We start from the raw sequence: 21,999 nt of genomic DNA on the forward strand, positions 1-21,999 counted from the left end.
GGCACCACTGACCGCACCGCGCACGCGACTGACGAGGAGGGGAGACCATGAGCTGGCTCTTCGGACGCTTCAAGGCGCCCGCAGCCCCGGTCCCCCCACCCTCGCCGCCCGCCCCGGAGCGGTCCTTCCACGAGGACATGACCGAGCGGGTCCGCGCGCTCGTGGCATCGACCCGTCGCAGCGGCGGGCAGCTGCCCGTCCAGGCCTCGATCCAGCTCTTCGCCATGCTCGACCACCTGACCGAGCTGCTCGATCACACCGTGGTGGCCCCGCCCACGGTGGAGGAGCAGATCGCGATCGAGTTCATGCTCAAGGACTACATCCCCTCCACGGTCAACGCCTACCTCGCCTCACGGGCCGCGCCCGAGGTCAAGGACGCTCAGCTCGTGGCGCAGCTCCAGCTGCTCCTGGACCGGGCGCACGCGATGGCCGAGGCGGTCTACGCTCACGACAGCGCACAGCTTGAGATCAACGGCCGTTTTCTCCGCGAGAAGTTTGGGTGAGCGAAGCACACATGTCTCCAGTCACACTCGTCCGAGGTGCGAACGCCTCGGTCACCAACCTCCTCCCGGCGGTCTCCCAGGTCACTGTCGGCTTCTCCTGGACCGTGGTCCAGAGCAACGGACCGGCCACCGAGGTGGTCGCCTGCGCCATCGTCTGCGGCCAGGACGGCAAGGCCGTCTCTGGTGAGCACGTGGTCTTCTTCAACCAGATGCTCAGCCCGGACGAGGAGGTCGTCTACGAGCCGGACGGCTCGCTGCCGGGAGGTGACCAGGAGCAGATCGACGTGTCCCTGGCGAAGATCCCGTCCAACGTCATGAGCATCGCCTTCGTCCTCTACGTCAACCCGGACCTGCGCAACCCGGGAACCTTCGACGGCGTGCGCGACGCCGTGGTGCGCGTCCTGGACCGCAGCGGAGCCGAGGCGCTGCGCTACGAGATCGAGACCAAGGATCTCGGGCCCACCAGCGCTGTCGTGGCCGCCGAGCTGTACCGCCGCGGCAACGAGTGGAAGTTCCGTGCCGTGGGGCAGGGCTACGCCGGCGGCGTGCGCGACGTCGCGAAGTACTTCGGGTTCACCTTGTGAGCCACGGCCTGTCCCCCACCCCGGACGGGCGCGGCACGGTCGTCGACGGTTTCTTGCGGCGCCGCCCCCCGCGCCGTCCGGCGTCCACCAGCGTCCCGGCGTCCACGCCGCTGAGCCTGACCCCGACCGCGGCCGCCACCGAGCGCGCCTCGCGGGACGCGGCAGCCGCCTACGGGGTCGCCCGGGTCCAGACCGCCGGTCACCTGGACGCCGCGCACCCGATGCTCGCGCTGACCCGGCTGCAGTCCGCCGTCGGTTCCCTGCGGGTGGTCATCGACGGTGACCCCACCGGGTGCGACGTCCTGTGGGAGCTGGACGACCTGCGCCGCGGGTCCCTGGACCGGGTGCCGCTCGACGCGGGCCGGCGCCCGCTGGTCTCCCCGGACAAGGAGCCCGGCTTCGTGCTGGGGCTGCGCCACGCCAGGTCGTTGCGACGGGTGGTCTTCTGGTTCCCGGCCGCTGACACCGTCTCGGTGGTCCTCGTGGACGACACGGTCATCCGCTGCGACGCGGAGATGACCGCGCTGGCGATCTACCAGCTCGGGGGCGAGCTGTTCCTGCGCTACGACGCCGAGCCGTACGCCCACCTCGACGAGGTGCGCGCGGCGTACGGCTTCTGAGCGCGGTCAGCCGGCGAGCGCCGGGTCGCTCGAGAGCACCATGCCCAGGGTGATCGCGCCCTGCGAGAGCGCCTGCTTGGTGAGGTTCCCGCCGGCGTCCAGGGAGACGAAGCTGGCGATGTCCAGCCCGTAGGTGTCTTCCAGCCCGATCTGGCAGAACGGCCGCTCCGGGCACTCGGGCGGTCCGCCCAGGATGATCCCGCCGCAGGCCTCGGCCAGCTCGGAGATGGTGGCGACGTCGTGCTCCTCGGCGAAGCCGGACGTGACGGCGTAGGCGTTCTGGTCCTGCGCGTCAGCCGGTGTGGCGAAGGTCAGCCCGACGCCCTCCCCGAGGGTGGTGAGCTCGCCGAGGGTCGCATCGAGGTCGCTCGAGGCGACCGGTGTGGCGCCGTCGCCGTTGACGGACGTGTTGAGGAACTCGGTGAGCGTACTGACGTACTCCGGGACGACGGTCAGCGCGCCGGACTCCAGGTCGGTCAGGTAGAGCTCGCGGTTGCCGATGTCCTGGACGGTCACCGAGTAACCCGCGGAGGTCAGGACGGTCGCGTAGAGGTTGGCCAGCACCTGGCCCTCGTCGAAGTTCGGTGCTCCCACGACCACCGAGCGCCCCTCGCCCACCGCCTCCGGGGAGTCCAGCCCCTGAGCCGCCACGAAGTCCGCTGCGGCCTGCGCCGGGGCCTGACGGTCGACGCTGACGGCCTTGTTGAGCTCGATCAGCGCCGGGGTGTCGAGGACGGCGGAGACCGTGTCGAGCACCGCGACGAGGTCGGGGTCTGCGGCTGCGGCCTCGGCGTTGAGGGCGGGGATGACGTTGTCCGGGTTCTGCAGGTTCTGGTCGTCGACCAGGGCCACGAAGGAGTCCCCTGGGACGGCTTCGCAGGTCTCCAGGGCGCCGGCGGCGCTGCTGCTGGTGCTGGTCGCGGAGGTCGAGGCGCCGCCCGACGACCCGGGCGACCCGCAGGCTGCCACGAGCAGGAGGACTCCCGACGCGAGTGCCACCCGGGAGCGGGTGGAGGTCCGTAGCTGCATGTGTGCTCCTCGGGGTCAGTCGGTTCGGCGGCGGCCTGGCAGACCAGCGACAACTAAGCACACTACGTCGGGGCGCCGACATCTGCAGCGCCGGGGACTGCTCCGCCTAGACGCGCTGCAGCGCGCGCACGGGTGCTGGGGTCGCCAGCCGCTGGACGACCGCCAGGAGCGCCTCGACCACGAGGCAGAGCGCGGCCACGAGCACGCCCCCGGCGAGCACCTGCCCGTAGCGCTGGGTGCCGAAGCCCTGGACGATGATGACCCCCAGGCCGCCGCCACCCACCAGGGCGGCCAGCGGGATCGTCGCGATGACCTGGACGGTCGCGGTCCGCAGCCCCGCGGCGATGAGCGGCAGCGCGAGCGGCAGCGTCACCTGGCCCAGCACCCGCCCCCCGGACAGACCCATCCCGCGAGCGGCGTCACGGACCCCGGCGTCCACCCCGTGCACACCGGCGTAGGTGTTCGCCAGGATCACCGGCAGCGCGAAGATCGCCGCCGCCAGGACCGTGGGCCGGTTGCCGAACCCGATGGCAGTCGAGGCGAAGATCGTCAGGAGGGCCAGCGTCGGCAGGGCGCGGCTGACGTTGGTCAGCACCACCGTGACCCGCGCCGCCCGGTCGGCCCCCGGGACGTGGCCGAGCACCACGCCGACCGGGAGCGCCACGACCGCCGCGAGCAGGACCGCCAGGACCGTCATGACCAGGTGCTCGATGGTGAGGTCGGTGATCCCGCCCGGCCCGGTCCAGTTGAGGGGGTCGTTGAGCCAGGTGATCGCTGCCTGGATCTCGTTCACGGCGCACCCGCCGATCGGGCCCACGGCGTCAGGACCCTGCCCAGCAGGTACAGCAGCAGGTCGATGACCAGGGCGAGGGCCAGGCACAGCAGCGTCGCGGTCATGATCTGGGCGCGGTACCCGCTGGCGAAGCCCCGGAACATCAGCTGCCCCAGCCCGCCGTAGCCGATGACCACCCCGACCGTGACAAGAGCCACCGTGCTCACGGCGGCCAGGCGCAGCCCGGTCATGACGCTCGGCAGGGCGTTGGGCAGCTCGACGCGGAACAGCAACCGCCACCGCCCGTACCCGAGGCCACGGGCGGCGTCGCGCACGGAGGGGTCCACCGTGGACAGCCCGACGAGGGTGTTGCGCACGAGCAGCAGCAGCGCGTAGAGCACCAGCCCGAGCAGCACGGTCGCCCGGCGGTCGCGCAGGAAGGGATACACCACAGCGAAGAGCGCCAGCGACGGGATCGTGTAGAGCACACCGGTGGCACCCAGGATCGGTCCGGACAGGCGCGGCCACGCGTGCGCGAGGGCGGCGAGCGGGATGGCGACGACGACGGCGATCAGGACCGCCTGGAGGGTGAGCCCCGCGTGCTGACCGAGGTAGCTGAGGATCTCCGGCGCGTTGTTCTGCACGTATGACCAGGAGAGCCAGGGATTGGCGGCGGCCTCGGGATTCATCTGTGCGAGAGTACCCCTGCGCACCTGGCATCGCTCGACAGTAGGGTCGACCCATGACTTCTGCCGAACCCCTCATCCGCTTCGAGGGCGTGAGCAAGACCTTCCCGAGCGGCGCGACGGCGGTGGGGAACCTCGATCTCGACGTGCTGCCCCACGAGCTGCTGGCACTGGTCGGCCCTTCCGGCTGCGGGAAGTCCACGACCCTGCGGATGGTCAACCGTCTCGTCGAACCGACCTCTGGCCGGGTGCTGCTGGAGGGCGAGGACGTGGCGACCAGCGACCCGGTCCGGCTGCGCCGGCGTATCGGCTACGTCATCCAGGACGTCGGCCTGTTCCCTCACCGCACCGTGGCTCAGAACGTCGCGACGGTGCCCGGGCTGCTCGGCTGGGACCGGACGCGCACCCGCCAGCGCGTCTCTGAGCTGCTCGAGGTGGTGGGCCTGGACCCGGACGTGCACGGGCGCCGTTACCCCCATGAGCTCTCCGGCGGCGAGCGTCAGCGCGTGGGCGTGGCCCGCGCTCTGGCGGTCGACCCGCCGGTGCTGCTCATGGACGAGCCCTTCGGCGCGGTGGACCCCGAGGGCCGGCGGCGCCTGCAGGTGGAGTTCCGACGGATCCAGCAGGACCTGGGCACCACCGTCATGTTCGTCACCCATGACATCGACGAGGCGGTGCGGCTCGGTGACCGCGTCGTGGTGCTCGGTCGCGGCGGCGTCGTCCAGCAGATCGACGACCCGGTGACCCTGCTGACCAGGCCGGCCAGCGCCGCGGTGGAGCAGTTCATCGGCGCCGGGCGCAGCGTCAGGCTGCTCGGCCTGGGCCGGGTGAGCGCGGCCGACCTCGTGGCGTCGACCGACCTCGGCGCACGGACTGAACGCTCGGTGCCGCTCGGCGCGACCTACGACGAGGCCTTCGCCGCCCTCGCCACCTCCGGGATGGATGCCATCACGGTGACCGACGACGGCCGCCCGGTGGGCGGCCTGCGCGCCGCGGATCTGGTCGCCGCGCTGCGCCGGTTGGCGGAGTCGGCTCCCGCGCAGGAGCCGGAGGTCGCGCCACAGACCCCGGGCTCCCCCGGTCACCAGCCCTCCCTGGCGGACGGCTGACCGCGACGCGGGTCAGCCGGCGTCTTCCTCGCGCAGCCGTGGCTCGGTGCGGCGCGCCGGGTCGTGCCCGGCCTTGTCCGCGTAGAACGCCCGGATGACGTCCATGTCCGCGTGCACGTCTCCGGTCGGGGTGAAGGTGGGCCCCAGGCCCGCGGTCATGGTGGTGCGGTCCACGAAGCCCAGGGTGAGGGGCAGGCCGGTGTCCATGGCGATCCGGTAGAAGCCGGACTTCCAGTAGGTGCCCGCGCTGCGGGTGCCCTCGGGGGTGACCACGAGGTAGAACCGCTCCCCGGCGCGGACCCGTGAGGTGAGGTCCTCCACCAGGCCCTGCGGCGCCGAACGGTCCACCGGGATGCCACCCAGTGCGCGCATGAGCCAGCCGAAGGGTGGCGTGAACAGTGTCTTCTTGCCCAGGTACTTCACCGAGATCCCCGCCTCGGCGGAGATCGCGAGCATGTGCACAAAGTCCCAGTTGGAGGTGTGCGGGGCCGCGACGAGGATGCCCGCGCCGTCGCGCGGGAGCGGCTCGGAGACCACCGTCCACCGGCTCAGTCGCCAGTACACCCGGGCAATGCGTTGGCGGAGCAGCACGTCAGTGGTCATGCCTCGATTATCGCCGCACGGCAGGTCACTGCTGGACCGGGCGGGAGGTCGAGGCGTAGTTGGTGCGCGCCTGGGTGTAGGCGGAGTCGGCCGCCTCGATGCGACCGACCTCGGCGTAGATGTCAGCGAGGGCGACGAGGCAGTCGGCGACCTGGCGGGGCAGCTCCAGCTCGGAGTACAGGTCCCGGGCGGCGCCGTAGGCGGACTCCGCCTCGGCGAGGCGGCCGGTCTCGCGGTAGACCAGCGCCAGTCCCACGGCGCAGTCGGCGACGCGCTGACGCACGTCGTGCGCCTCGTAGTACTCGATCGCGGACATGTAGGCCTCTTCGGCCAGGGTGTAGCGCTCCGACGTCGCATAGATGCCGCCGAGGCTCACCGTCGCGCTGGCCACCTCGCGCTGCAGGTTCTGCGCGCGGTAGAAGTCGCGGGCCCGGGAGTAGGCCACCTCCGCCTCGGCGAGCTGGGAAGTGCCCCACAGCACCAGGCCGAGGTTCATCTGGCAGTCGGCGACCTGACGGTGCAGGTTGTGCGCCCGGTAGTACTCCAGGGCAGCGGTGTAGGCAGCCTGGGCCTCCTCTCCGCGCTCGGCGTCCCAGAAGAGGTCACCGAGGTTGACGGCGCAGGTCGCTGCCTCGTGGTGAAGGTCGTGGGCGGCGAAGTAGGCCCGCGCCTGGGTGAAGGCGGCCTCGGCCTCGTCGAAGCGCCGGGTGGACTGGAAGACGTTGCCCAGGTTCGCGGTGCAGTTCGCCACGAGCCGGTGCATCCCGTGGGCGGAGTAGTAGGCGAGAGCCCGGGTGTATGCGGCCTCAGCCTCGTCGAAGCGGTGGACCGCGCGGTAGACCAGACCGAGCTTGACGGTGCAGTCGATCACCCGGTCCTCGAGGCCCATCTCGGCGAACTCCTGGCAGGCCAGCGACCAGTCATGTTCCGCCTGGCGGTGGTCCCCGTCAGCAAAGGCCACGATGGCACGCTGGAACAATTCATCGGCAGCGCGTCGTCGCGCGACAGGTGCGGGTGTCCGGTCCATGGCGACGACTGTACGGTAACGATGCGGTGGTTGTTCGCACGTTCTGGGTGATTCCATCATGGGCGCGTCAGAACCCACCGGTACACCCAATTGGTTGACCGTCCCATACCGCCACAGGCCCCCCGGGTCCGGCGGGACCGACGCTTCACGAGAGCGGACGATGGCACATTCACCCGGTCCCACCAGCGGCTTCTCCGCTCCCGGACCGCAGGCTCTGCCCGCGGTGACCACGGCCTTGCGCGCTGCGGGGTGCGTCTTCGCCGAGGACGAGGCCCGGCTCCTGGTGGAGGCTGCGCGGTCTGCCCGCGACCTGGACCGCCTGGTCGCCGCGCGCAGCGCGGGCATCCCGCTGGAGCACCTCCTCGGCTGGGCGGAGTTCTGCGGGCGGCGGGTCGTCGTCGCGCCGGGTGTGTTCGTCCCGCGCCGTCGCACCGAGCTGCTGGTCCGCGAGGCGGCCCGGCGGGCACGCCCGGGCGACGTGGTCGTGGACCTGTGCTGCGGCAGCGGCGCGGTGGGCGTCGCGGTCGCGGCCGCCGTGGCCGGGGTCCGCCTGCACCTGAGCGACGTCGACGCCGCGGCGGTGGCCTGCGCCAGCGAGAACGCCGGGCCTACCGCTCGTGTGCACCACGGCGACCTGTACGACGCCCTCCCGTCCGCACTGCGCGGCGCGGTGGCGGTCCTGGCAGTGAACGCGCCGTACGTGCCCACCGACGCCATCGCGCTCATGCCCCTCGAGGCCCGCACGCACGAGCCGCGCATCGCGCTGGACGGCGGCCCGGACGGGCTGGACGTGCAACGCCGGGTCGTCGCGTCCGCCCGGCGCTGGCTGGTTCCTGGTGGTCACCTGCTCATCGAGACCAGCCGGGAGCAGGCAGAGCAGACCCGCACCCTGATGACCGTCGCCGGGTTGGCGGCCCAGGTCGTGCGGTCGGCCGCCCTCGACGCGACGGTCGTCGTCGGGCACCTGGAGTGAGCGCACCGCGCCCACGCGGCTCAGGCGGTCGCGGTCTCCGGCGGCAGCAGCAGGTCCCGCGACCCGCGGGCCGCGGTGTAGCGCAGCGCCCGGGTGACGGCGTCGGCCGCGGCGCGGGCCGACTCGACGAGGGTCAGCCCGGAGGCGAGACCGGCGGTGAGGGCACCGTTGAACATGTCGCCGGTCCCGTTGGGGGCGTCGTCCTCCTTGACCGAGACGAGCCGGGTCACCGAGTCCGCCTCGAAGACGAGCGTCTCGATGGTGCCGGCAGCTGAGTCGGGCAGGACGCAGCCGGTGACCACGACGCCGTGCTGACGGTCCCCCAGCAGCGCGTCCGCGACGGCGCGCAGCCCCTCCAGGGTCGAGGTGTCTGCACCGGGGACACGGTCCTGGCCCAGGATCCCGGCCTCGAACTGGTTGGGGGTCAGGACGTGCGCGCGGGCGACCAGCTCGCGGCGCAGCACGTCGACCACGCCGGGGGCGACGAAGACGCCGGAGCCGGTGTCCCCCATGACGGGGTCGCACACGTAGGTGATGTCCGGGTGTGCCGCGAGCGCCCGGTCGACGAAGGCGGCGACCGCCTGACCGGTCTGCTCGGAGCCCAGGTACCCGCTGACGATGCACACGGTGTCCGCCAGGACGCCGTGGTCCTCGATGCCGTGCAGCAGCTCGGCCACGAGCTCGGGGTCGGTCGCCCGGCCGCGGAAACGGCCGTGACCAGGGTGGTTGGAGAACAAGACCGTCGGCACGGCGGCCACGGTGAACCCGGCGGCGCGCATCTGCGGCACGGCCGCCGCGTTGCCCACGTGCCCGGCGATCACCTGGCTCTGGATCGAGACGATCGTGCTGCTCACCTGCTGCGCTCCTGGGGTTGCTCGGTCGGCGTGCTCGCCACGGTCGAGCCTACGGTCTCTGCCCGTCCCGTCAGGACGCTCCCGGCCCCCAGGACCCGCGGCTAGCCGGCGAAGAAGGCTGCGACGGCGCGCTCGAGGGCGACGAGGTCCCCGGTGTGGGCGAGCTCGCGCGCGGAGTGCATGGACAGCAGCGGCACGCCGACGTCGACCGTGCGGATCCCCAGCCGGGTCGCGGTGAGCGGACCGATGGTCGACCCGCACGGCACCGTGTTGTTGGAGACGAACTCCTGGTACTCCACGCCGGCCGCGGCGCAGGTCCGCGCCCACAGCGCGGCCCCGTGGGCGTCGGTCGCGTAGCGCTGGTTCGCGTTGATCTTGAGCAGCGGCCCTCCCCCGGCGACGGGCTGGTTGGCGCCGTCGTGCTTCTCCGGGTAGTTGGGGTGCACGCTGTGCCCGGCGTCCGCGGACAGGCACCAGGAGCTGGCATAGGCCTGCAGCCGCTGCGAGGTGCTGGCCCCGAGGGTCGCACCGATCCGGGTGAGGACGTCGTCGAGCAGCGGACCGCTGGCCCCGGACCGGGTCTCGGAGCCGAGCTCCTCGTGGTCGAAGGCCGCCAGCACGCTGATGTGCTCCGTGTCTGCGGCGGAGCCGCTCGAGGCGACCTCGATCAGCGCCGTCACGCCGGCGAAGACCGAGGTGAGGTTGTCCATCCGGCCCGCCGCGAAGAGCTCGCCGTCGATCCCGAAGCGGGTGGGCGCGGCGGTGTCCGCGGTGATCACGTCGTAGCCGGCGACCTCCTCCCCGCGCAGCCCCGCGAGCGCAGCCAGGTGCCCGACGACGTCCGCCTGGGACCGGTCCCCGACTCCGAAGACGGGCGTGGTGTGGCGTTGGCGGTCGAGGGTGAGGCCGGCGTTGGCGTCCCGGTCGAGGTGGATGGCCAGCTGCGGGATCCGCAGGAACGGCCCCGTGCGCACGAGGTGCTCGCGTCCGTCCAGGGTCACCAGGCGCCCGGCGAGCTCGAGCTCACGGTCTAGCCAGGAGTTGAGCAGCGGACCGCCGTAGACCTCGACGCCGGCCTGCAGCCAGCCGTGCGCGCCGATCGTGGGGCGCGGCTTGAGCTTGAAGCCCGGGGAGTCGGTGTGGGCACCGAGGACGCGGAAGGGCGTCGTCGGGCCGGCGGCGGTGGGTTGCACCCAGGCGACGATCGCGCCGTCGCGCAGGAGGTAGCGCCGTCCGGCGGTCGAGGCCCACTCTGCGGCCTCGTCCAGGCGGCTGAAGCCGGCCTCCTCGAGGAGCTCCGCCGCGGCCGCGGCCGCGTGGTAGGAGGACGGGCTGTCGGTGATGAAGCGGGCGAAGTCGTCGATGTACTGGGATGCAGGCGCCATACGACCATCCAATCACGGGCTGATCAGCTCCCGGCCCCGGCCCGGGCGACGGGCGGGTGACCCGCGGCTAGGGTCAGAGCAGACGTCCCGCTCTCACCGGTCGCGCACAGCGGCCGCCAGCCACATCTCGTCCCCGGAGGAGCGCGATGAGCACGAGGTTCTTCGAGGTCACCACCGAGGCCTTCGAGGTCGTGGGAGTCGCCGTGATGGTCATCGGCTTCCTCGTGAGCCTCGTCCTCGCAGCGCGGCGGTGGGCGCGGACCGGGGACGGCGCGCTGGCCTTCACCACGCTGCGCACGATGTTCGGCGGTGTGATCCTGCTCGGGCTGGAGGTGCTGGTCGCTGCCGACCTGGTTCGCACGATCACCTCGACGCCGTCCCTGAACGAGGCGCTGATCCTCGCGCTCATCGTGCTCATCCGCACGGTGCTGAGCTTCTCCCTGCAGATCGAGATGGACGGGGTCGCTCCGTGGCGGCGGGCGCTGGTCACCGGGCCGGAGGTCCTGGCGTCGGCGGCACGCCGGTCGGGTGGCCCCGGGGCGGACTCAGGGCCGGGTGCGGGGGCGCAAACCCCGGTATAGCGTAGGAAAACGGCTCCCTCACGAGTCTTTCCGGCACGCGGCCCACGGGAGCCCCCATGTCCGACGACGTCACCCCCTTCATCGCCGAAGCGCTCCGGGAGGCCGCCACCCGCCTCCCCACGGACACCCGGGATGAGGAGGCGGCCGGCCGCGGCCTCCTCGCTGAGCTCGCCGACCCGGTGATCGCCGGTCCGGACGGGTCCCCGGCGTGGGACGCCGCCGGATACGCCTTCCTCGACGAGGAGAACCCCGGGACGGTCCACCCGAGCCTGTGGCGCCAGAGCCGGCTCACGGCCCGGTCCGGTCTCTTCGAGGTGGTCCCCGGCATCTACCAGGTGCGCGGGCTGGACCTGTCGAACGTCACCTTCGTCGAGGGCGACCGCGGTGTGATCGTCATCGACCCGCTCATCACCGTGGAGACCGCCGCGGCAGCCCTGGCGCTGTTCCGTAGCGTGCGCGGTGACCGGCCGGTCACCGCCGTCATCTACTCCCACTCCCACATCGATCACTTCGGTGGCGTCAAGGGCGTGACCACGCAGGCCGCGGTCGACTCCGGGGACTGCCCGGTCTTCGCCCCGCCGGGATTCCTCGAGCACGCGATCTCCGAGAACGTCTATGCCGGGACCGCGATGGGCCGCCGCGCCGGGTACATGTACGGGGCCGCGCTGCCCAAGGGACCGGCCGGGCAGGTCGGGGCGGGGCTGGGCCAGACGACGAGCATCGGCACCCCCTCGCTCATCCAGCCGACCCGGACGATCACTGCCACCGGCCAGCGCGAGGTGGTCGACGGCATCCCGATCGTCTTCCAGCTCACGCCGGGCACCGAGGCGCCGAGCGAGATGAACTTCTTCTTCCCCGACCACGCCGCGCTGTGCATGGCCGAGAACGCCACGCACACCCTGCACAACACCCTGACGCTGCGCGGCGCGCTGGTCCGCGACCCGCACGTGTGGGCGCAGTACCTCACGGAGTCGATCAGTCTCTTCGCCCACCAGGCCGACGTCCTCTTCGCCTCCCACCACTGGCCCACGTGGGGACGGACCGAGCTGGTGGAGTTCCTCTCCCAGCAGCGCGACCTCTACGCCTACCTCCACGACCAGACCCTGCGGATGCTCAACCAGGGCATGACCGGCAGGGAGATCGCCGAGGCCATGGTGCTGCCACCCGCGTTGGAGGAGGTGTGGCACACGCACGGCTACTACGGGAGCGTCAGCCACAACGTCAAGGCGATCTACCAGATGTACATGGGCTGGTTCGACGGCAACCCCGCGCACCTGTGGGAGCACCCCCCGGTCGAGGAGGCCAGGCGCTACGTGGACTTCATGGGCGGTGCCGACGCGACGGTCGGCAAGGCACAGGCCTCCTTCGACGCCGGTGACCTGCGCTGGGTGGTGACGGTGCTCAACCACGTCCTGTTCGCCGAGCCTGACCACGCAGGCGCCCGTGAGCTGCAGGCCCGGGCGTTCACCCAGCTCGGGTACGGCAGCGAGAACGGCACGTGGCGCAACTTCTTCCTCTCCGGCGCGGCCGAGCTGCGCGAGGGCAGCTTCGGCACCCCGACCCAGCCGGGCTCCCCTGACCTCCTCGCGGCCCTGTCCATCGAGCAGGCGCTGGACTCCCTCGCCATCCGGGTGGACGGGCCGCAGGCCTGGGGCCTGCGCATCGCGGTGGACTGGGTGGTCGACGGCGTGCGTCACGCCGCGCGCCTGACCAACGGCGTCCTCGTCCACCAGGTGATCGACGACGAGGGGTCCGGTGTGGCGGCCGGTCCGGCCAACGTGACGCTCACCTCGACCAAGGGCGTCTTCCTCGAGTGCCTGATCATCCCCGAGCGGTTCGAGGACCGGGTGGACTCCGGTGAGCTGACGGTCGACGGGGACGGCGGGGTGTGGCTCACGCTGCTCAGCCTGCTTGACTCCCCAGACCCGGACTTCCAGATCGTGCTGCCCTAGGACTGCTAGCGTGGGGCGGCCGTGAACGTTCACACCCCCCCGGTGCCTCGCGCCGTGCCTCGATGCTGGGCGGTGGCGCGAGCGGGCGGCACCCTGGTGTTCGTCGCGATGGGACTGGCCCTGGCCGTCCCCACGGTGGCCGGGACCATCGCCGGCTTCGGTCTGGCAGGGCTCGGCGTGGCCACTCTCATCCCGGCCACGATGCACAGCGCCGACGAGATCCCCGGCCTGGCGCCGGGCACCGGGCTGACCATCGTCGGGTGGCTGCTGCGCGTGGGCTTCCTCGTCGCACCGCCGCTGGTCGGGGCCATCGCGGACGTCACCAGCCTGCGGGTGGGGCTGCTCATCGTGCCGGTCGCCGGTGTGCTGGTGATCGCCTGCGCCCGGGTCCTGCCCACGCGTCAGCGCACGGGCGCCGTGTCCGTGCCCGCCTGACCTGGGACGTCAGGCGAGCACGACCGCCGTCCCGTACGCGACGATCTCCTGGTACCCGTTGCCCACCTCGTCGCTGTCGTAGCGCATGGCCAGGATGGCGTTCGCGCCCATCGCCGACGCGGCGTCGACCATGCGGGAGACGGCTTCGTCGCGGCTCTGCTGCAGCTGCTTGGTCAGCCCCTTGAGCTCACCGCCGACGATCGACTTGAGCCCTGCACCGAGCTGGGCGCCGACATTGCGCGAGCGGACCGTCAGGCCGGTCACCTCGCCGATGACCTGCTGGACCGTGCGTCCTGGGACGTCGTTCATTGTTGAGACGAGCACCGGATTCCTTCTCTCACGAGCGCCCACCCAGTGCGGACGGTGATCTTCACCCTAGAACCGTCGGTGGGTCGTCACCACAGGTGGCAGGCATGCCCCGTGCCGGCTGATCAGGTCCGGACGTCCCAGCCAACGGCGTCCGCGAGTGCCTACGGTAGGGACGTGAAGATGGAACGGGTGGGACCAGGCGACGTCGATGCGCTTCGGCGGTTCCTGCGGGCGGCCGACCTCACGGTCAGCGGGCTGGATCTCAGCACCGTGGACCTGTGGGTCACCCGCGACGAGCACGGAGCCATCATCGCCAGCACGGGCTACGAGTTGAGCAACGACACCCATCACGCGCTGCTACGCAGCGTGGCCGTGTCCCCCGCGCACCGGTCCTTGGGCCTCGGGACGCGTCTGGCGCGGTTCACCCTCCGCCAGGCGGCCGACGACGGCGCGCAGTCGGCGTGGTTGTTCTCCCGTCGCTCCGGCCCGTTCTGGCAGCGCCTCGGCTTCGCCGCAGCGAGCCGCGACGAGCTGGCCCAGACCCTCGCGAGCACCCACCAGGTCCAGCTGTTCACCCAGACCGGCCAGCTGCAGGTGGAGCAGGCGTGGCACAGGCCGCTCGGCGTATGAGCCCACCGGCTGGTGCGCCGTGCCCGGCTGCGCACCGCACGGTCACAGCGGCAGCGGCCGGTTCTCCACGATGGTCTTCATGACGAGGGTCGAGCTGAGCCGCTGGACCCCTGGGAGGGTCGCAAGACGGTCGTCGTAGAGCGTCTGGAAGGCCGGCAGGTCTCGGGTGGTCACGCGCAGCAGGAAGTCGGGGTCGCCGAAGAGGCGCTGCGCCTCCAGGACCTGCGGGACGAGGGCGACCTCACGCTCGAAGGCGTCGAGGGTGTCCCGGTCAGAGGCTCGCATGGTGACGAACACCAAGGCGTCGAAGGTGAGCCCCAGGGCTGTGGCATCGAGGTAGGCGCGGTAGCCGAGGATCGCCCCGGACCGCTCCAGCGCACGCAGCCGCCGGTGGCAGGGCGCCACGCTCAGCCCCACCCGAGAGGCGAGCTCGGTGACCGTGAGACGGCCGTCCTGCTGCACCTGCGCAAGAATCTCTCTGTCAACGTCGTCCATGCTCGCAATCTTTGCTCACGAGGCCCGTTGTGGGCAAGAACGTGGAAGCACTTTTGGGCTGATCCCGCCTACTGTCGACCCCGGCTCGAGAACGCCTCGCGCCTCGTCGTCACAGGAGGTGCGGGCATGGCCGCCGCGAGCATCACGGGGTTCTGGGCGGTGTCTGTGCTGCTGTCCCTGACCCCCGGGGCGGACTGGGCCTACGCGATCTCCGCCGGGCTGCGTCACCGCACTGTCGTCCCCGCCGTGGCCGGGATGGTCGGCGGTCACGCGCTGCACGTGGTGATCGTGGCAGCCGGGGTCGCCGCGCTCGTCGCCCGGTTCCCCATGGCGCTGACCGTCCTCACCCTCGTCGGCGCTGCGTACCTCGTCTGGCTGGGTGTCCTCACCCTGCTGCGACCGGGGCTCCCGCAGGCGGGAGAAGAGCTCCCCACCGAGTCCTGGGCCCGCCGACTGCTCACCGGGACCGGGGTCAGCGGCCTCAACCCCAAGGTGTTCCTGCTCATCCTCGTGCTGCTCCCCCAGTTCACCGACTCCACCTCGCACTGGCCGCTGGGGATCCAGATCCTCACGCTCGGGGCAGTGCACCTGGCCACCTGCACGGTGGTCTACCTCGCCGTGGGCACCGGCGCCCGGAGAGTGCTGCGCACCCGCCCCACTGCCGCGAAGCTCGTGACCCGGGCGTCCGGGGTGGCCATGACGGTCATCGGCGTCACGCTCGTCGTGCAGCAGCTGACCGGCCAGATCTAGCCCGCGAGGGCGGCGCGAGCGGCATACGCTGGAACTCATGGGCTCACCGCTCATGACGGTCGTCGCTCTGCCGCGCAGACATGGAGGTTGCCATGCTGGTCTACTCGATGGGTGTCTCGGTGGACGGGTTCATCAACGACCGCGAGGGCGGGTTCGCGTGGACCGCCCCGGACGAGGAACAGTTCCTGCTCCACAACGCCCTGGTGGGCGCCCTCGGCACGTACCTGTGCGGTCGTCGGCTGTACGAGACGATGCTCCCCTGGGAGACGGATCCGTCGATGCGCTCGAACGAGATCCAGACTGCCTTCGCTGACATCTGGTGCGCGCTCCCCAAGGTCGTCTTCAGCCGCACGCTGACCAGCGTCGAGGGCAACGCCCGGCTCGCCACCGGGTCGGTCGAGCAGGAGGTGGCGGCCGCGCTCGATGCGACCAGCAAAGACGTCTCGATCGGTGGTGCCACCCTGGCCGCGCAGGCGATCGAGCTCGGCCTCGTCGACGAGCTGCAGATGTTCCGCAACCCGGTGATCGTCGGCGGGGGCACGCCGCACCTGCCCCCGGTCACCGACGACGTCCCTCTCGTCCTCCGCGAGACGACGACCTTCGGCTCGGGGATCGTCTACGAGCGCTACCGCCGCGCGACCGGCGAGCCCGCGCAGCCCTGACGCCCTCCGCGCCGATCATCGGCGGGTTGGCACCTCATCACGCTCGCGCGAGGTCGAGGGTGTACGACTGCACCGGGCGCCCGAGCAGCGTGTGCGGGAACACCTCCCCCCACGGCACCCACCCCTGGCTCTCGTAGAGCCGGACGGCTCGGTGGTTGTCGACGAGGACGTGCAGCACCGCGCGCACCTGGCCCCGACTGGCAAGATCGTCCGTCATCGCCGCCAGGAGCCGGCCGCCCAGCCCATCGCCCTGGGCGCTCGGTGAGACGGCGAGCAGCCCCACCACCGCGGCGTCCACCGGATCCGTCGCGATGCCGCTGCCGGGCGCCGTCGCGACGGCGAAGCCGGTGAGCACTCCCTGCAGGCTTGTCGCGACGACCCATGACTCAGGGCGGTCGAGCTTGGGCCGCGCACGCTCGGCGACCCCGGAGACAGCCTGGCCGTCGCGGACGGTGCACGCCCGGACCCATAACGCCAGGCAGGCGCCGATGTCGGCGACTGTGCCCGGTCGTATGAGGTGGCCTGGGGAACGGGGGTCAGTCATGACGACCAGTGTCGCCGGGACCAGCCCGGACGGCTCGACGAACCGCCGGGAGAGACGCACGTCCAGCCGTGTGCCTATGATGTGTAGGCAATAACCTCATGCCTATAGTTTGGAGTGCAGATGGCAGCGCGAGCAGGTCTCACCCCCGAGTCGCTGACCCTCTCCGCGGCCCAGCTCGCCGACGAGGTCGGCTTCGAGCAGGTCACCGTGTCCGAGGTGGCCCGTCGCGTCGGGGTGAAGCCCGCCAGCCTCTACTCCCACCTGCGTGGATCAGATGATCTACGCGGCCGCGTGAGCGTGCTCGCCCTCACCGAGCTGGGCGACCGGCTGTCGATCGCCCTCGCCGGGCGCTCGGGCCGCGATGCGCTCGACGCGCTCGTAGCGGTCATGCGCTCCTACGCCCAGGACCACCCCGGGCGGTGGCACGCCACGCAGGTCCGCATCACCACCCCCGCGGCCGGCCCCGCCGGGGCCAAGGTCTCGGCGCTCATGGTGGGCATCATGGTCGGCTATGGTCTGCCCGCCCAGGAGCAGACGCACGCGGTACGCCTGGTCGGATCCACCGTCAACGGCTTCATCCGGTTGCAGGCCAACGGCAGCTTCGACCACTCCGACCCCAACCCCGAGACGTCGTGGGCCCGGATGACCCAGGCCCTGGACACCGCCCTGCGGAACTGGCCCGCGAGCGCACCGGATGACGCCACCACAGCCCACGCCTGACCACCCAGCACGGCCAGCACCCCAGCACGCCCAGAGAGAGCACTTCCCCCATGACTGACACCCTCCACACCATCCCGCTCACCAGCGACCTGGTCCGCGGCGCGATCGAGCTCGAGCACACTCCCCGGGGCGTCCAGCCGCACCGGCTCCCCGCCTGGGCCCGGCACCAGCTGCCCGACCCGCAGCTGCTCATGGCCGAGGCCCAACCGTCCGGCGTCCGGCTGGTCCTGCGGACCACGGCGACCGTCGTCGAGCTCGAGACCCGCCCGACGCGCATCGCCTACGTCGGCGCCCCCGCCCGGCCCCGCGGCGTGTACGAGCTGCTCGTCGACGGCGTCCCGACCGCCGCCGGCGTGGTCGACGGCGGTGACGTCCTGTCCATCGACATGACCACCGGGGAGCGGACGATGCTCGCCGGTGAACCCGGCGTCGTGACCTTCAGCGGCCTGCCCGCGCGGGACAAGACGGTCGAGCTGTGGTTGCCGCACAACGAGCTCACCGAGCTCGTCGCCCTGCGCGCCGACGCCGCCGTCTGGCCGGCGCCCTCCGGGGACCGGCGCGTGTGGCTGCACCACGGCAGCTCGATCAGCCACGGGTCCAACGCCCTCACCCCGACCGGCACCTGGCCCGCCATCGCCGCCCGCACCGCAGGCGTCGAGCTGGTCAACCTCGGCTTCGGGGGCAGCGCCCTGCTCGACCCGCTCACCGCACGCACCCTGCGTGACACCCCGGCCGACGTCATCAGCGTGAAGATGGGCATCAACCTCGTCAACCTCGACGGCATGCGCCTGCGCGTCTTCACCGCAGCGATGCACGGCTTCCTCGACACCATCCGTGACGGCCACCCGCACACCCCGCTGCTGCTCGCCTCCCCCATCCTGTGCCCCATCCACGAGGACACCCCCGGCCCCGGCATGCCCGACCCAGCCACCCTCGGGACCGACACCGTCCGGTTCATGGCGACCGGGAACCCGGCCGACGTCGCCTACGGCAAGCTCACCCTGTCCGTGATCCGCGAGGAGATGGCCCGGCTGGTCGCCGCCCGTCAGAGGGAAGACCCGGCGCTGCACTACCTCGACGGCCGCGTCCTCTACGGGGAGGCCGATGCCGCAGCGCACCCCCTGCCGGACGCTCTGCACCCGGACGCCGCGAGCCACGAGATCATCGGCGAGCGCTTCGCACAGGTGGCCTTCGGTCCCCGCGGCCCGCTCGCCTGACCAAGACCAGTCCTCACACCGGGTCGGCGTCACGCAGGAGGCGTCACCGCTGGTGGGATCGCCGGGTTTCGGCAGAATGGAAGCAACGGAGCGGACCAGCTGAGGGGCTTGCCATGTCTGGTGGGGAGACGGACACCAACCCGGCGACCACGGCCAGGGTAGGACCGGACCGGCGCACGATCTGGTCCGGCTTCCTCTTCGGCTGCGGCATCGCGGCGTCGATGATCGACCTGTTCATCTTTCACCTGGGCCTGCAGTGGCATCACTTCTATGACCGGTCCACTCCTGAGGTGGCACTGACCACCGACGGCTTCTTCCATGCCTTCGGTTGGTTCATCACCATCTGGGGACTGTTCCTGCTCGCTGACATCCGTCGACGGGGCGCAGTGGTGTGGAGCCGCTGGACCGGTGCGGTGATCGTCGGGGTGGGGTTCTTCCAGCTCTTCGACGGGATCGTCGACCACAAGATCTTGCGCATCCACCAGATCCGCTACGACGTCGACCTGCTGCCCTACGACGCGATCTGGATCGGCTCGGCCCTCGTGATCCTGCTCATCGGGCTGGTCATCCTGTGGCGCACCCGCCCGGCCCCTGTCTCACCCTGAGTGTCCGGGCATGGGCGAGCACGATCACTCTGACATGGGCGGCGCCGGTCACGGCTCCTTCGCGTGGGTGACCTTCGAGTCCGTCGTCGTCCTGGCGCTCCTCGGCGCTGCGATCGGGTACGCCCTCGCCCTCTGGGCGTCTCGGGGTCGCAGGCCCTGGCCGGTGAGCCGCACGGTCATGTGGTACCTGGGCCTCGGATGTGTCGGAGCCGCGTTGGTCGGCCCCTTGGCCACGGCCGCGCACACCAGCTTCACCGCCCACATGGTCGGGCACCTGCTGTTGGGCATGGTCGGACCGTTGCTGCTGGTCCTGGCTGCGCCGGTCACCGTTGCCCTGCGCGCACTGCCGGCGCCTGCGGCCCGGTCACTGACCCGGTTCCTGCGCACCCCGGTGGTGCGCGTCCTCACCCATCCGGTGGTCGCGGCGGGCCTCAACATCGGCGGTCTGTGGGTGCTCTACACCACCGATCTCTACCTCCGGATGCACTCCTCCACCCTGATCTACGCGCTCGTCCACGCCCACATCTTCCTGGCCGGCTATCTCTTCACCGTCTCGATCGTGGGGGTCGACCCAGCCCCCCACCGGGCCTCCATGCGGATGCGGTCTGCGGTGCTGATCGTGTTCGTCGCGGTGCACTCGATCCTCGCCAAGCGGCTCTACGCCCACCCCCCTGCCGGGACCACGATCGCCGACGGTGAGGTGGGTGCGCAGGTGATGTACTACGGCGGAGACGTGGTCGACGTCATCATGATCGTCCTGCTGTTCGCCGGTCACTACGCCGCCACCCGGCCGCGCGCGGCGGCCTTGGCAGGACATGCCTAGTCCGCTGGCGAGGCAGGTGCGACCGGCGCCTCCCGCTCGCGCCACAGCCCCCGGAGGGTCATCGTGAGGATGACCATCCTCACGCCTGCGCGACCGGCCGTGAGCGACCGAAGGAGATCTCGATGACCGCATGGACGGACGACGAGCTGCGCAGGGTCGGGCGGGCGGAAGAGCTCCAGGTCTCCACCCTGCGCCGAGACGGCACACTGCGCCCACCGGTGACCATCTGGGTCGTGCGGGTCGGCGACGAGATCTACATCAGGTCCGCCTACGGCCGAGGCAACGGCTGGTTCCGCCGTGCGCTGGCCTACCCCCGCGGTCACATCCGAGCCGGTGGCGTCGAGAAGGACGTGACCTTCGTGGAGCCCGCGAGCGACGTCCACACGGCGATCGACCAGGCGTACCACGCGAAGTACGACCGCTACGGGCCGGCGATCGTGGGCACCGTGACGGGCCCCAACGGCGCGTCAGCGACGTTCCGCATCGACCCGCGCGAGGCGTGACTACGCCTGCATGTCCACGAAGCGCGAGTAGTGACCCTGGAACGCCACGGTGATCGTGTCCGTCGGACCGTTACGGTGCTTGGCCACGATGAGGTCAGCCTCCCCGGCGCGCGGGGACTCCTTCTCGTAGGCGTCCTCGCGGTGCAGCAGGATGACGATGTCGGCGTCCTGCTCGATGGAGCCGGACTCACGCAGGTCGCTCATCGCGGGGCGCTTGTCGGTGCGCTGCTCGGCGCCACGGTTGAGCTGGGAGATGGCGATCAGCGGGACCTCGAGCTCCTTGGCGAGGAGCTTGAGCGCACGGGAGAACTCCGAGACCTCCTGCTGACGGGACTCCACGCGCTTGCCGGACGTCATGAGCTGGAGGTAGTCGATGACCACGAGCTTGAGGTCGTGCTTCTGCTTCAGCCGGCGGCACTTGGCCCGGATCTCCATGAGGGACATGTTCGGGGAGTCGTCGATGAACAGCGGCGCCTCGGAGATCTTGCCCATGGTCCCGGCGAGCTTCTGCCAGTCCTCCTCGCCCATCGACCCGTTGCGCATCTTCTGCAGGTGGATGCGCGCCTCGGCGGAGAGCAGACGCATCGTGATCTCGTTGCGGCTCATCTCGAGGGAGAAGACCACCGAGGTCAGGCCGTGCTTGATGGAGGCGGACCGGGCGATGTCGATCCCGAGGGTCGACTTACCGATGGCCGGGCGCGCCGCCAGGACGATCATCTGTCCCGGGTGCAGCCCGTTGGTGAGGCGGTCCAGGTCGGCGAAGCCGGTCGGCACGCCGACCATGCCCTCCCCGCGGTGCCCGGCGGCCTCGATCTCGTCGACCGCTCCCCCGATGACGTCGCCGAGGACGTGGTAGTCCTCGCTCGTGCGAGTCTCGGTGACCGCGTACACCTCGGCCTGGGCGTTGTTGACGAGGTCGTCGACGTCGCCGCCGTCGGTCGCGTAGCCGAGCTGGACGATGCGGGTGCCAGCCTGGACGAGGCGGCGCAGCACGGCACGCTCGCGGACGATGCGGGCGTAGTACCCGGCGTTGGCGGCCGTGGGCACCATCGAGATGAGCTCGTGGATGTAGGGGGCGCCGCCGATGCGGCTCATCTCCCCGCGCTTGGTCAGCTCGGCGACGACGGTGATCGCGTCGGCGGGCTCGCCGCGACCGTAGAGGTCGATGATGACGTCGTAGACGGCCTCGTGGGCGGGCCGGTAGAAGTCGGTGCCCTTGATCTGCTCGATGACGTCCGCGATGGCGTCCTTGGAGATGAGCATGCCGCCCAGGACGCTCTGCTCTGCGGCGATGTCCTGGGGCGGGGTCCGGTCGAATCCTGGTCCTGAGGAGCCAGATCCGCCTGACCTGAAGTCGGGCTCGATTTCCGCGATCGACATGTGTTCCGTCCCTACGTAGTGCTTGGGCTCAGATCTACACCTCGCCACCGACAATCGGTCGACAACTGCTGGTCGCCTCCTGCACGCTAGCCTGCTAACCACACGGGTTCAAGCCACGCAAGATCCGTTATCCACAGGCTTCTCCACAACCCTGGGGACAAGTCCGCGACACGCCTCCCCACAGTCATCCACAATGTGGATAAGCATGTGGACAACTGGGGATAACGGTGGGGCGCCAAGCAATTTCA

The 21,999-nt window shown here is 71.0% G+C and carries 27 protein-coding genes; 16 read left to right on the forward strand and 11 right to left on the reverse strand.

Translation table 11 applies throughout. The annotated features are described in order from the left end of the window. The first annotated feature begins 47 nt into the window (after positions 1-47). Genes SS2_RS01550 through SS2_RS01560 form a run of 3 tightly spaced genes read left to right on the forward strand, consistent with a single transcriptional unit; the run spans position 48 to position 1,707 of the window. On the forward strand, positions 48-503 hold the full coding sequence (locus SS2_RS01550) for a hypothetical protein (protein WP_066460633.1): 456 nt from the start codon (positions 48-50) through the stop codon (positions 501-503). Positions 504-514: 11 nt separating this feature from the next. Beyond that, the gene (locus tag SS2_RS01555; RefSeq protein WP_066460634.1) at positions 515-1,087 is read left to right on the forward strand and encodes a TerD family protein; all 573 of its coding nucleotides are present in this window, start codon (positions 515-517) and stop codon (positions 1,085-1,087) included. After that, positions 1,084-1,707 carry a hypothetical protein gene (locus tag SS2_RS01560; protein WP_066460635.1) on the forward strand — a complete coding sequence of 208 codons (624 nt, stop codon included), beginning with the start codon at positions 1,084-1,086 and terminating at the stop codon, positions 1,705-1,707. The genes SS2_RS01555 and SS2_RS01560 overlap by 4 nt, the downstream gene beginning before the upstream one ends. A gap of 6 nt (positions 1,708-1,713) precedes the next feature. Here SS2_RS01560 and SS2_RS01565 read toward each other — a convergent pair whose 3' ends face one another. The 3 genes from SS2_RS01565 to SS2_RS01575 form a co-directional block, all read right to left on the reverse strand. Further along, entirely contained in the window at positions 1,714-2,736 is a 1,023-nt protein-coding gene (locus tag SS2_RS01565) for a glycine betaine ABC transporter substrate-binding protein (protein ID WP_066460636.1), read from the reverse strand. A gap of 106 nt (positions 2,737-2,842) precedes the next feature. Further along, the gene (locus SS2_RS01570) at positions 2,843-3,529 is read right to left on the reverse strand and encodes an ABC transporter permease (RefSeq protein ID WP_217995553.1); all 687 of its coding nucleotides are present in this window, start codon (positions 3,527-3,529) and stop codon (positions 2,843-2,845) included. Continuing rightward, positions 3,526-4,197: an ABC transporter permease gene (locus SS2_RS01575; RefSeq protein ID WP_066460638.1), complete on the reverse strand. Its 672-nt coding sequence runs from the start codon at positions 4,195-4,197 to the stop codon at positions 3,526-3,528. The genes SS2_RS01570 and SS2_RS01575 overlap by 4 nt, the downstream gene beginning before the upstream one ends. 53 nt (positions 4,198-4,250) lie before the next feature. Here SS2_RS01575 and SS2_RS01580 point away from each other — a divergent pair, with 53 nt between their 5' ends. Continuing rightward, positions 4,251-5,303: an ABC transporter ATP-binding protein gene (locus tag SS2_RS01580; protein ID WP_083941514.1), complete on the forward strand. Its 1,053-nt coding sequence runs from the start codon at positions 4,251-4,253 to the stop codon at positions 5,301-5,303. A 12-nt stretch (positions 5,304-5,315) separates the two neighbouring features. On the opposite strand, the gene SS2_RS01585 is transcribed toward SS2_RS01580, so the two are convergent. Together SS2_RS01585 and SS2_RS01590 are read right to left on the reverse strand one after the other, a co-directional pair. Further along, entirely contained in the window at positions 5,316-5,906 is a 591-nt protein-coding gene (locus tag SS2_RS01585; RefSeq protein WP_174523179.1) for a 1-acyl-sn-glycerol-3-phosphate acyltransferase, read from the reverse strand. Positions 5,907-5,931: 25 nt separating this feature from the next. Further along, entirely contained in the window at positions 5,932-6,933 is a 1,002-nt protein-coding gene (locus tag SS2_RS01590; RefSeq protein WP_169796241.1) for a tetratricopeptide repeat protein, read from the reverse strand. A 160-nt stretch (positions 6,934-7,093) separates the two neighbouring features. Here SS2_RS01590 and SS2_RS01595 point away from each other — a divergent pair, with 160 nt between their 5' ends. Then, the gene (locus SS2_RS01595) at positions 7,094-7,906 is read left to right on the forward strand and encodes a putative protein N(5)-glutamine methyltransferase (RefSeq protein ID WP_083941518.1); all 813 of its coding nucleotides are present in this window, start codon (positions 7,094-7,096) and stop codon (positions 7,904-7,906) included. A 20-nt stretch (positions 7,907-7,926) separates the two neighbouring features. Here SS2_RS01595 and pdxY read toward each other — a convergent pair whose 3' ends face one another. Beyond that, on the reverse strand, positions 7,927-8,760 hold the full coding sequence (gene pdxY, locus SS2_RS01600; RefSeq protein ID WP_066460640.1) for a pyridoxal kinase: 834 nt from the start codon (positions 8,758-8,760) through the stop codon (positions 7,927-7,929). Positions 8,761-8,861: 101 nt separating this feature from the next. Continuing rightward, positions 8,862-10,145 (reverse strand): M18 family aminopeptidase, encoded by a 1,284-nt coding sequence (locus SS2_RS01605; protein WP_066460641.1) that lies wholly within the window; start codon positions 10,143-10,145, stop codon positions 8,862-8,864. 146 nt (positions 10,146-10,291) lie between these two features. Here SS2_RS01605 and SS2_RS01610 point away from each other — a divergent pair, with 146 nt between their 5' ends. From SS2_RS01610 to SS2_RS01620, 3 genes are read left to right on the forward strand one after another with little or no spacing between them, the layout of a single operon-like run. Next, positions 10,292-10,726: a DUF1622 domain-containing protein gene (locus SS2_RS01610; protein ID WP_066460642.1), complete on the forward strand. Its 435-nt coding sequence runs from the start codon at positions 10,292-10,294 to the stop codon at positions 10,724-10,726. 56 nt (positions 10,727-10,782) lie between these two features. Continuing rightward, complete coding sequence (locus SS2_RS01615) at positions 10,783-12,678, forward strand: alkyl/aryl-sulfatase (protein WP_066460643.1); 1,896 nt, start codon at positions 10,783-10,785, stop codon at positions 12,676-12,678. Between the two features lie 54 nt (positions 12,679-12,732). Beyond that, positions 12,733-13,113 carry an MFS transporter gene (locus SS2_RS01620; protein WP_217995554.1) on the forward strand — a complete coding sequence of 127 codons (381 nt, stop codon included), beginning with the start codon at positions 12,733-12,735 and terminating at the stop codon, positions 13,111-13,113. A 9-nt stretch (positions 13,114-13,122) separates the two neighbouring features. Here the strand turns inward: SS2_RS01620 and SS2_RS01625 are convergent, their stop codons facing one another. Next, positions 13,123-13,437 carry a YbjQ family protein gene (locus tag SS2_RS01625; RefSeq protein WP_217995555.1) on the reverse strand — a complete coding sequence of 105 codons (315 nt, stop codon included), beginning with the start codon at positions 13,435-13,437 and terminating at the stop codon, positions 13,123-13,125. 165 nt (positions 13,438-13,602) lie between these two features. Between SS2_RS01625 and SS2_RS01630 the strand changes: the two genes are divergently transcribed. Continuing rightward, positions 13,603-14,052 (forward strand): GNAT family N-acetyltransferase, encoded by a 450-nt coding sequence (locus SS2_RS01630; protein ID WP_066460796.1) that lies wholly within the window; start codon positions 13,603-13,605, stop codon positions 14,050-14,052. A gap of 42 nt (positions 14,053-14,094) precedes the next feature. Here SS2_RS01630 and SS2_RS01635 read toward each other — a convergent pair whose 3' ends face one another. Then, entirely contained in the window at positions 14,095-14,547 is a 453-nt protein-coding gene (locus SS2_RS01635; protein WP_066460646.1) for an Lrp/AsnC family transcriptional regulator, read from the reverse strand. Between the two features lie 126 nt (positions 14,548-14,673). Here SS2_RS01635 and SS2_RS01640 point away from each other — a divergent pair, with 126 nt between their 5' ends. Both SS2_RS01640 and SS2_RS01645 read left to right on the forward strand, forming a co-directional pair. Beyond that, a complete protein-coding gene (locus SS2_RS01640) occupies positions 14,674-15,297 on the forward strand; it encodes a LysE family translocator (RefSeq protein ID WP_066460647.1) in 624 nt (207 codons plus the stop codon). Between the two features lie 92 nt (positions 15,298-15,389). Then, positions 15,390-15,959 carry a dihydrofolate reductase family protein gene (locus SS2_RS01645; RefSeq protein WP_066460797.1) on the forward strand — a complete coding sequence of 190 codons (570 nt, stop codon included), beginning with the start codon at positions 15,390-15,392 and terminating at the stop codon, positions 15,957-15,959. Between the two features lie 37 nt (positions 15,960-15,996). Here the strand turns inward: SS2_RS01645 and SS2_RS01650 are convergent, their stop codons facing one another. Further along, positions 15,997-16,503 carry a GNAT family N-acetyltransferase gene (locus SS2_RS01650; RefSeq protein WP_157607151.1) on the reverse strand — a complete coding sequence of 169 codons (507 nt, stop codon included), beginning with the start codon at positions 16,501-16,503 and terminating at the stop codon, positions 15,997-15,999. A 120-nt stretch (positions 16,504-16,623) separates the two neighbouring features. On the opposite strand from SS2_RS01650, the gene SS2_RS01655 reads away from it, so the two are divergent. The 5 genes from SS2_RS01655 (at position 16,624) to SS2_RS01675 (ending at position 20,371) form a co-directional block, all read left to right on the forward strand. Continuing rightward, the gene (locus tag SS2_RS01655; RefSeq protein WP_066460649.1) at positions 16,624-17,223 is read left to right on the forward strand and encodes a TetR/AcrR family transcriptional regulator; all 600 of its coding nucleotides are present in this window, start codon (positions 16,624-16,626) and stop codon (positions 17,221-17,223) included. A 50-nt stretch (positions 17,224-17,273) separates the two neighbouring features. Further along, a complete protein-coding gene (locus SS2_RS01660) occupies positions 17,274-18,440 on the forward strand; it encodes an SGNH/GDSL hydrolase family protein (RefSeq protein ID WP_066460650.1) in 1,167 nt (388 codons plus the stop codon). Between the two features lie 113 nt (positions 18,441-18,553). Further along, positions 18,554-19,045 carry a DUF2243 domain-containing protein gene (locus tag SS2_RS01665; RefSeq protein ID WP_066460651.1) on the forward strand — a complete coding sequence of 164 codons (492 nt, stop codon included), beginning with the start codon at positions 18,554-18,556 and terminating at the stop codon, positions 19,043-19,045. A gap of 10 nt (positions 19,046-19,055) precedes the next feature. After that, positions 19,056-19,868 carry a cytochrome c oxidase assembly protein gene (locus SS2_RS01670; RefSeq protein WP_066460652.1) on the forward strand — a complete coding sequence of 271 codons (813 nt, stop codon included), beginning with the start codon at positions 19,056-19,058 and terminating at the stop codon, positions 19,866-19,868. A gap of 122 nt (positions 19,869-19,990) precedes the next feature. Then, positions 19,991-20,371, forward strand: a complete 381-nt coding sequence (locus tag SS2_RS01675; protein ID WP_066460653.1) for a DUF2255 family protein — start codon at positions 19,991-19,993, stop codon at positions 20,369-20,371. Here the strand turns inward: SS2_RS01675 and dnaB are convergent, their stop codons facing one another. Further along, the gene (gene dnaB, locus SS2_RS01680) at positions 20,372-21,751 is read right to left on the reverse strand and encodes a replicative DNA helicase (protein WP_066460654.1); all 1,380 of its coding nucleotides are present in this window, start codon (positions 21,749-21,751) and stop codon (positions 20,372-20,374) included. Between the last annotated feature and the right edge of the window lie 248 nt (positions 21,752-21,999).

The sequence above is a fragment of the Sanguibacter suarezii NBRC 16159 genome, assembly GCF_001552735.1.
In the GTDB taxonomy this organism is placed as follows: Bacteria; Actinomycetota; Actinomycetes; order Actinomycetales; family Cellulomonadaceae; genus Sanguibacter; species Sanguibacter suarezii.

Coding starts and splice junctions, on each gene's coding strand:
- SS2_RS01585 (WP_174523179.1), bottom strand. CDS start 5,906: ATGACCACTGACGTGCTGCTCCGCCAACGCATTGCCCGGGTGTACTGG.
- SS2_RS01580 (WP_083941514.1), top strand. CDS start 4,251: ATGACTTCTGCCGAACCCCTCATCCGCTTCGAGGGCGTGAGCAAGACC.
- SS2_RS01555 (WP_066460634.1), top strand. CDS start 515: ATGTCTCCAGTCACACTCGTCCGAGGTGCGAACGCCTCGGTCACCAAC.
- dnaB (WP_066460654.1), bottom strand. CDS start 21,751: ATGTCGATCGCGGAAATCGAGCCCGACTTCAGGTCAGGCGGATCTGGC.
- SS2_RS01640 (WP_066460647.1), top strand. CDS start 14,674: ATGGCCGCCGCGAGCATCACGGGGTTCTGGGCGGTGTCTGTGCTGCTG.
- SS2_RS01590 (WP_169796241.1), bottom strand. CDS start 6,933: ATGGACCGGACACCCGCACCTGTCGCGCGACGACGCGCTGCCGATGAA.
- SS2_RS01605 (WP_066460641.1), bottom strand. CDS start 10,145: ATGGCGCCTGCATCCCAGTACATCGACGACTTCGCCCGCTTCATCACC.
- SS2_RS01630 (WP_066460796.1), top strand. CDS start 13,603: ATGGAACGGGTGGGACCAGGCGACGTCGATGCGCTTCGGCGGTTCCTG.
- SS2_RS01655 (WP_066460649.1), top strand. CDS start 16,624: ATGGCAGCGCGAGCAGGTCTCACCCCCGAGTCGCTGACCCTCTCCGCG.
- SS2_RS01595 (WP_083941518.1), top strand. CDS start 7,094: ATGGCACATTCACCCGGTCCCACCAGCGGCTTCTCCGCTCCCGGACCG.
- SS2_RS01665 (WP_066460651.1), top strand. CDS start 18,554: ATGTCTGGTGGGGAGACGGACACCAACCCGGCGACCACGGCCAGGGTA.
- SS2_RS01675 (WP_066460653.1), top strand. CDS start 19,991: ATGACCGCATGGACGGACGACGAGCTGCGCAGGGTCGGGCGGGCGGAA.
- SS2_RS01615 (WP_066460643.1), top strand. CDS start 10,783: ATGTCCGACGACGTCACCCCCTTCATCGCCGAAGCGCTCCGGGAGGCC.
- SS2_RS01565 (WP_066460636.1), bottom strand. CDS start 2,736: ATGCAGCTACGGACCTCCACCCGCTCCCGGGTGGCACTCGCGTCGGGA.
- SS2_RS01610 (WP_066460642.1), top strand. CDS start 10,292: ATGAGCACGAGGTTCTTCGAGGTCACCACCGAGGCCTTCGAGGTCGTG.
- SS2_RS01645 (WP_066460797.1), top strand. CDS start 15,390: ATGCTGGTCTACTCGATGGGTGTCTCGGTGGACGGGTTCATCAACGAC.
- SS2_RS01650 (WP_157607151.1), bottom strand. CDS start 16,503: ATGACTGACCCCCGTTCCCCAGGCCACCTCATACGACCGGGCACAGTC.
- SS2_RS01550 (WP_066460633.1), top strand. CDS start 48: ATGAGCTGGCTCTTCGGACGCTTCAAGGCGCCCGCAGCCCCGGTCCCC.
- SS2_RS01670 (WP_066460652.1), top strand. CDS start 19,056: ATGGGCGAGCACGATCACTCTGACATGGGCGGCGCCGGTCACGGCTCC.
- SS2_RS01660 (WP_066460650.1), top strand. CDS start 17,274: ATGACTGACACCCTCCACACCATCCCGCTCACCAGCGACCTGGTCCGC.
- SS2_RS01635 (WP_066460646.1), bottom strand. CDS start 14,547: ATGGACGACGTTGACAGAGAGATTCTTGCGCAGGTGCAGCAGGACGGC.
- SS2_RS01575 (WP_066460638.1), bottom strand. CDS start 4,197: ATGAATCCCGAGGCCGCCGCCAATCCCTGGCTCTCCTGGTCATACGTG.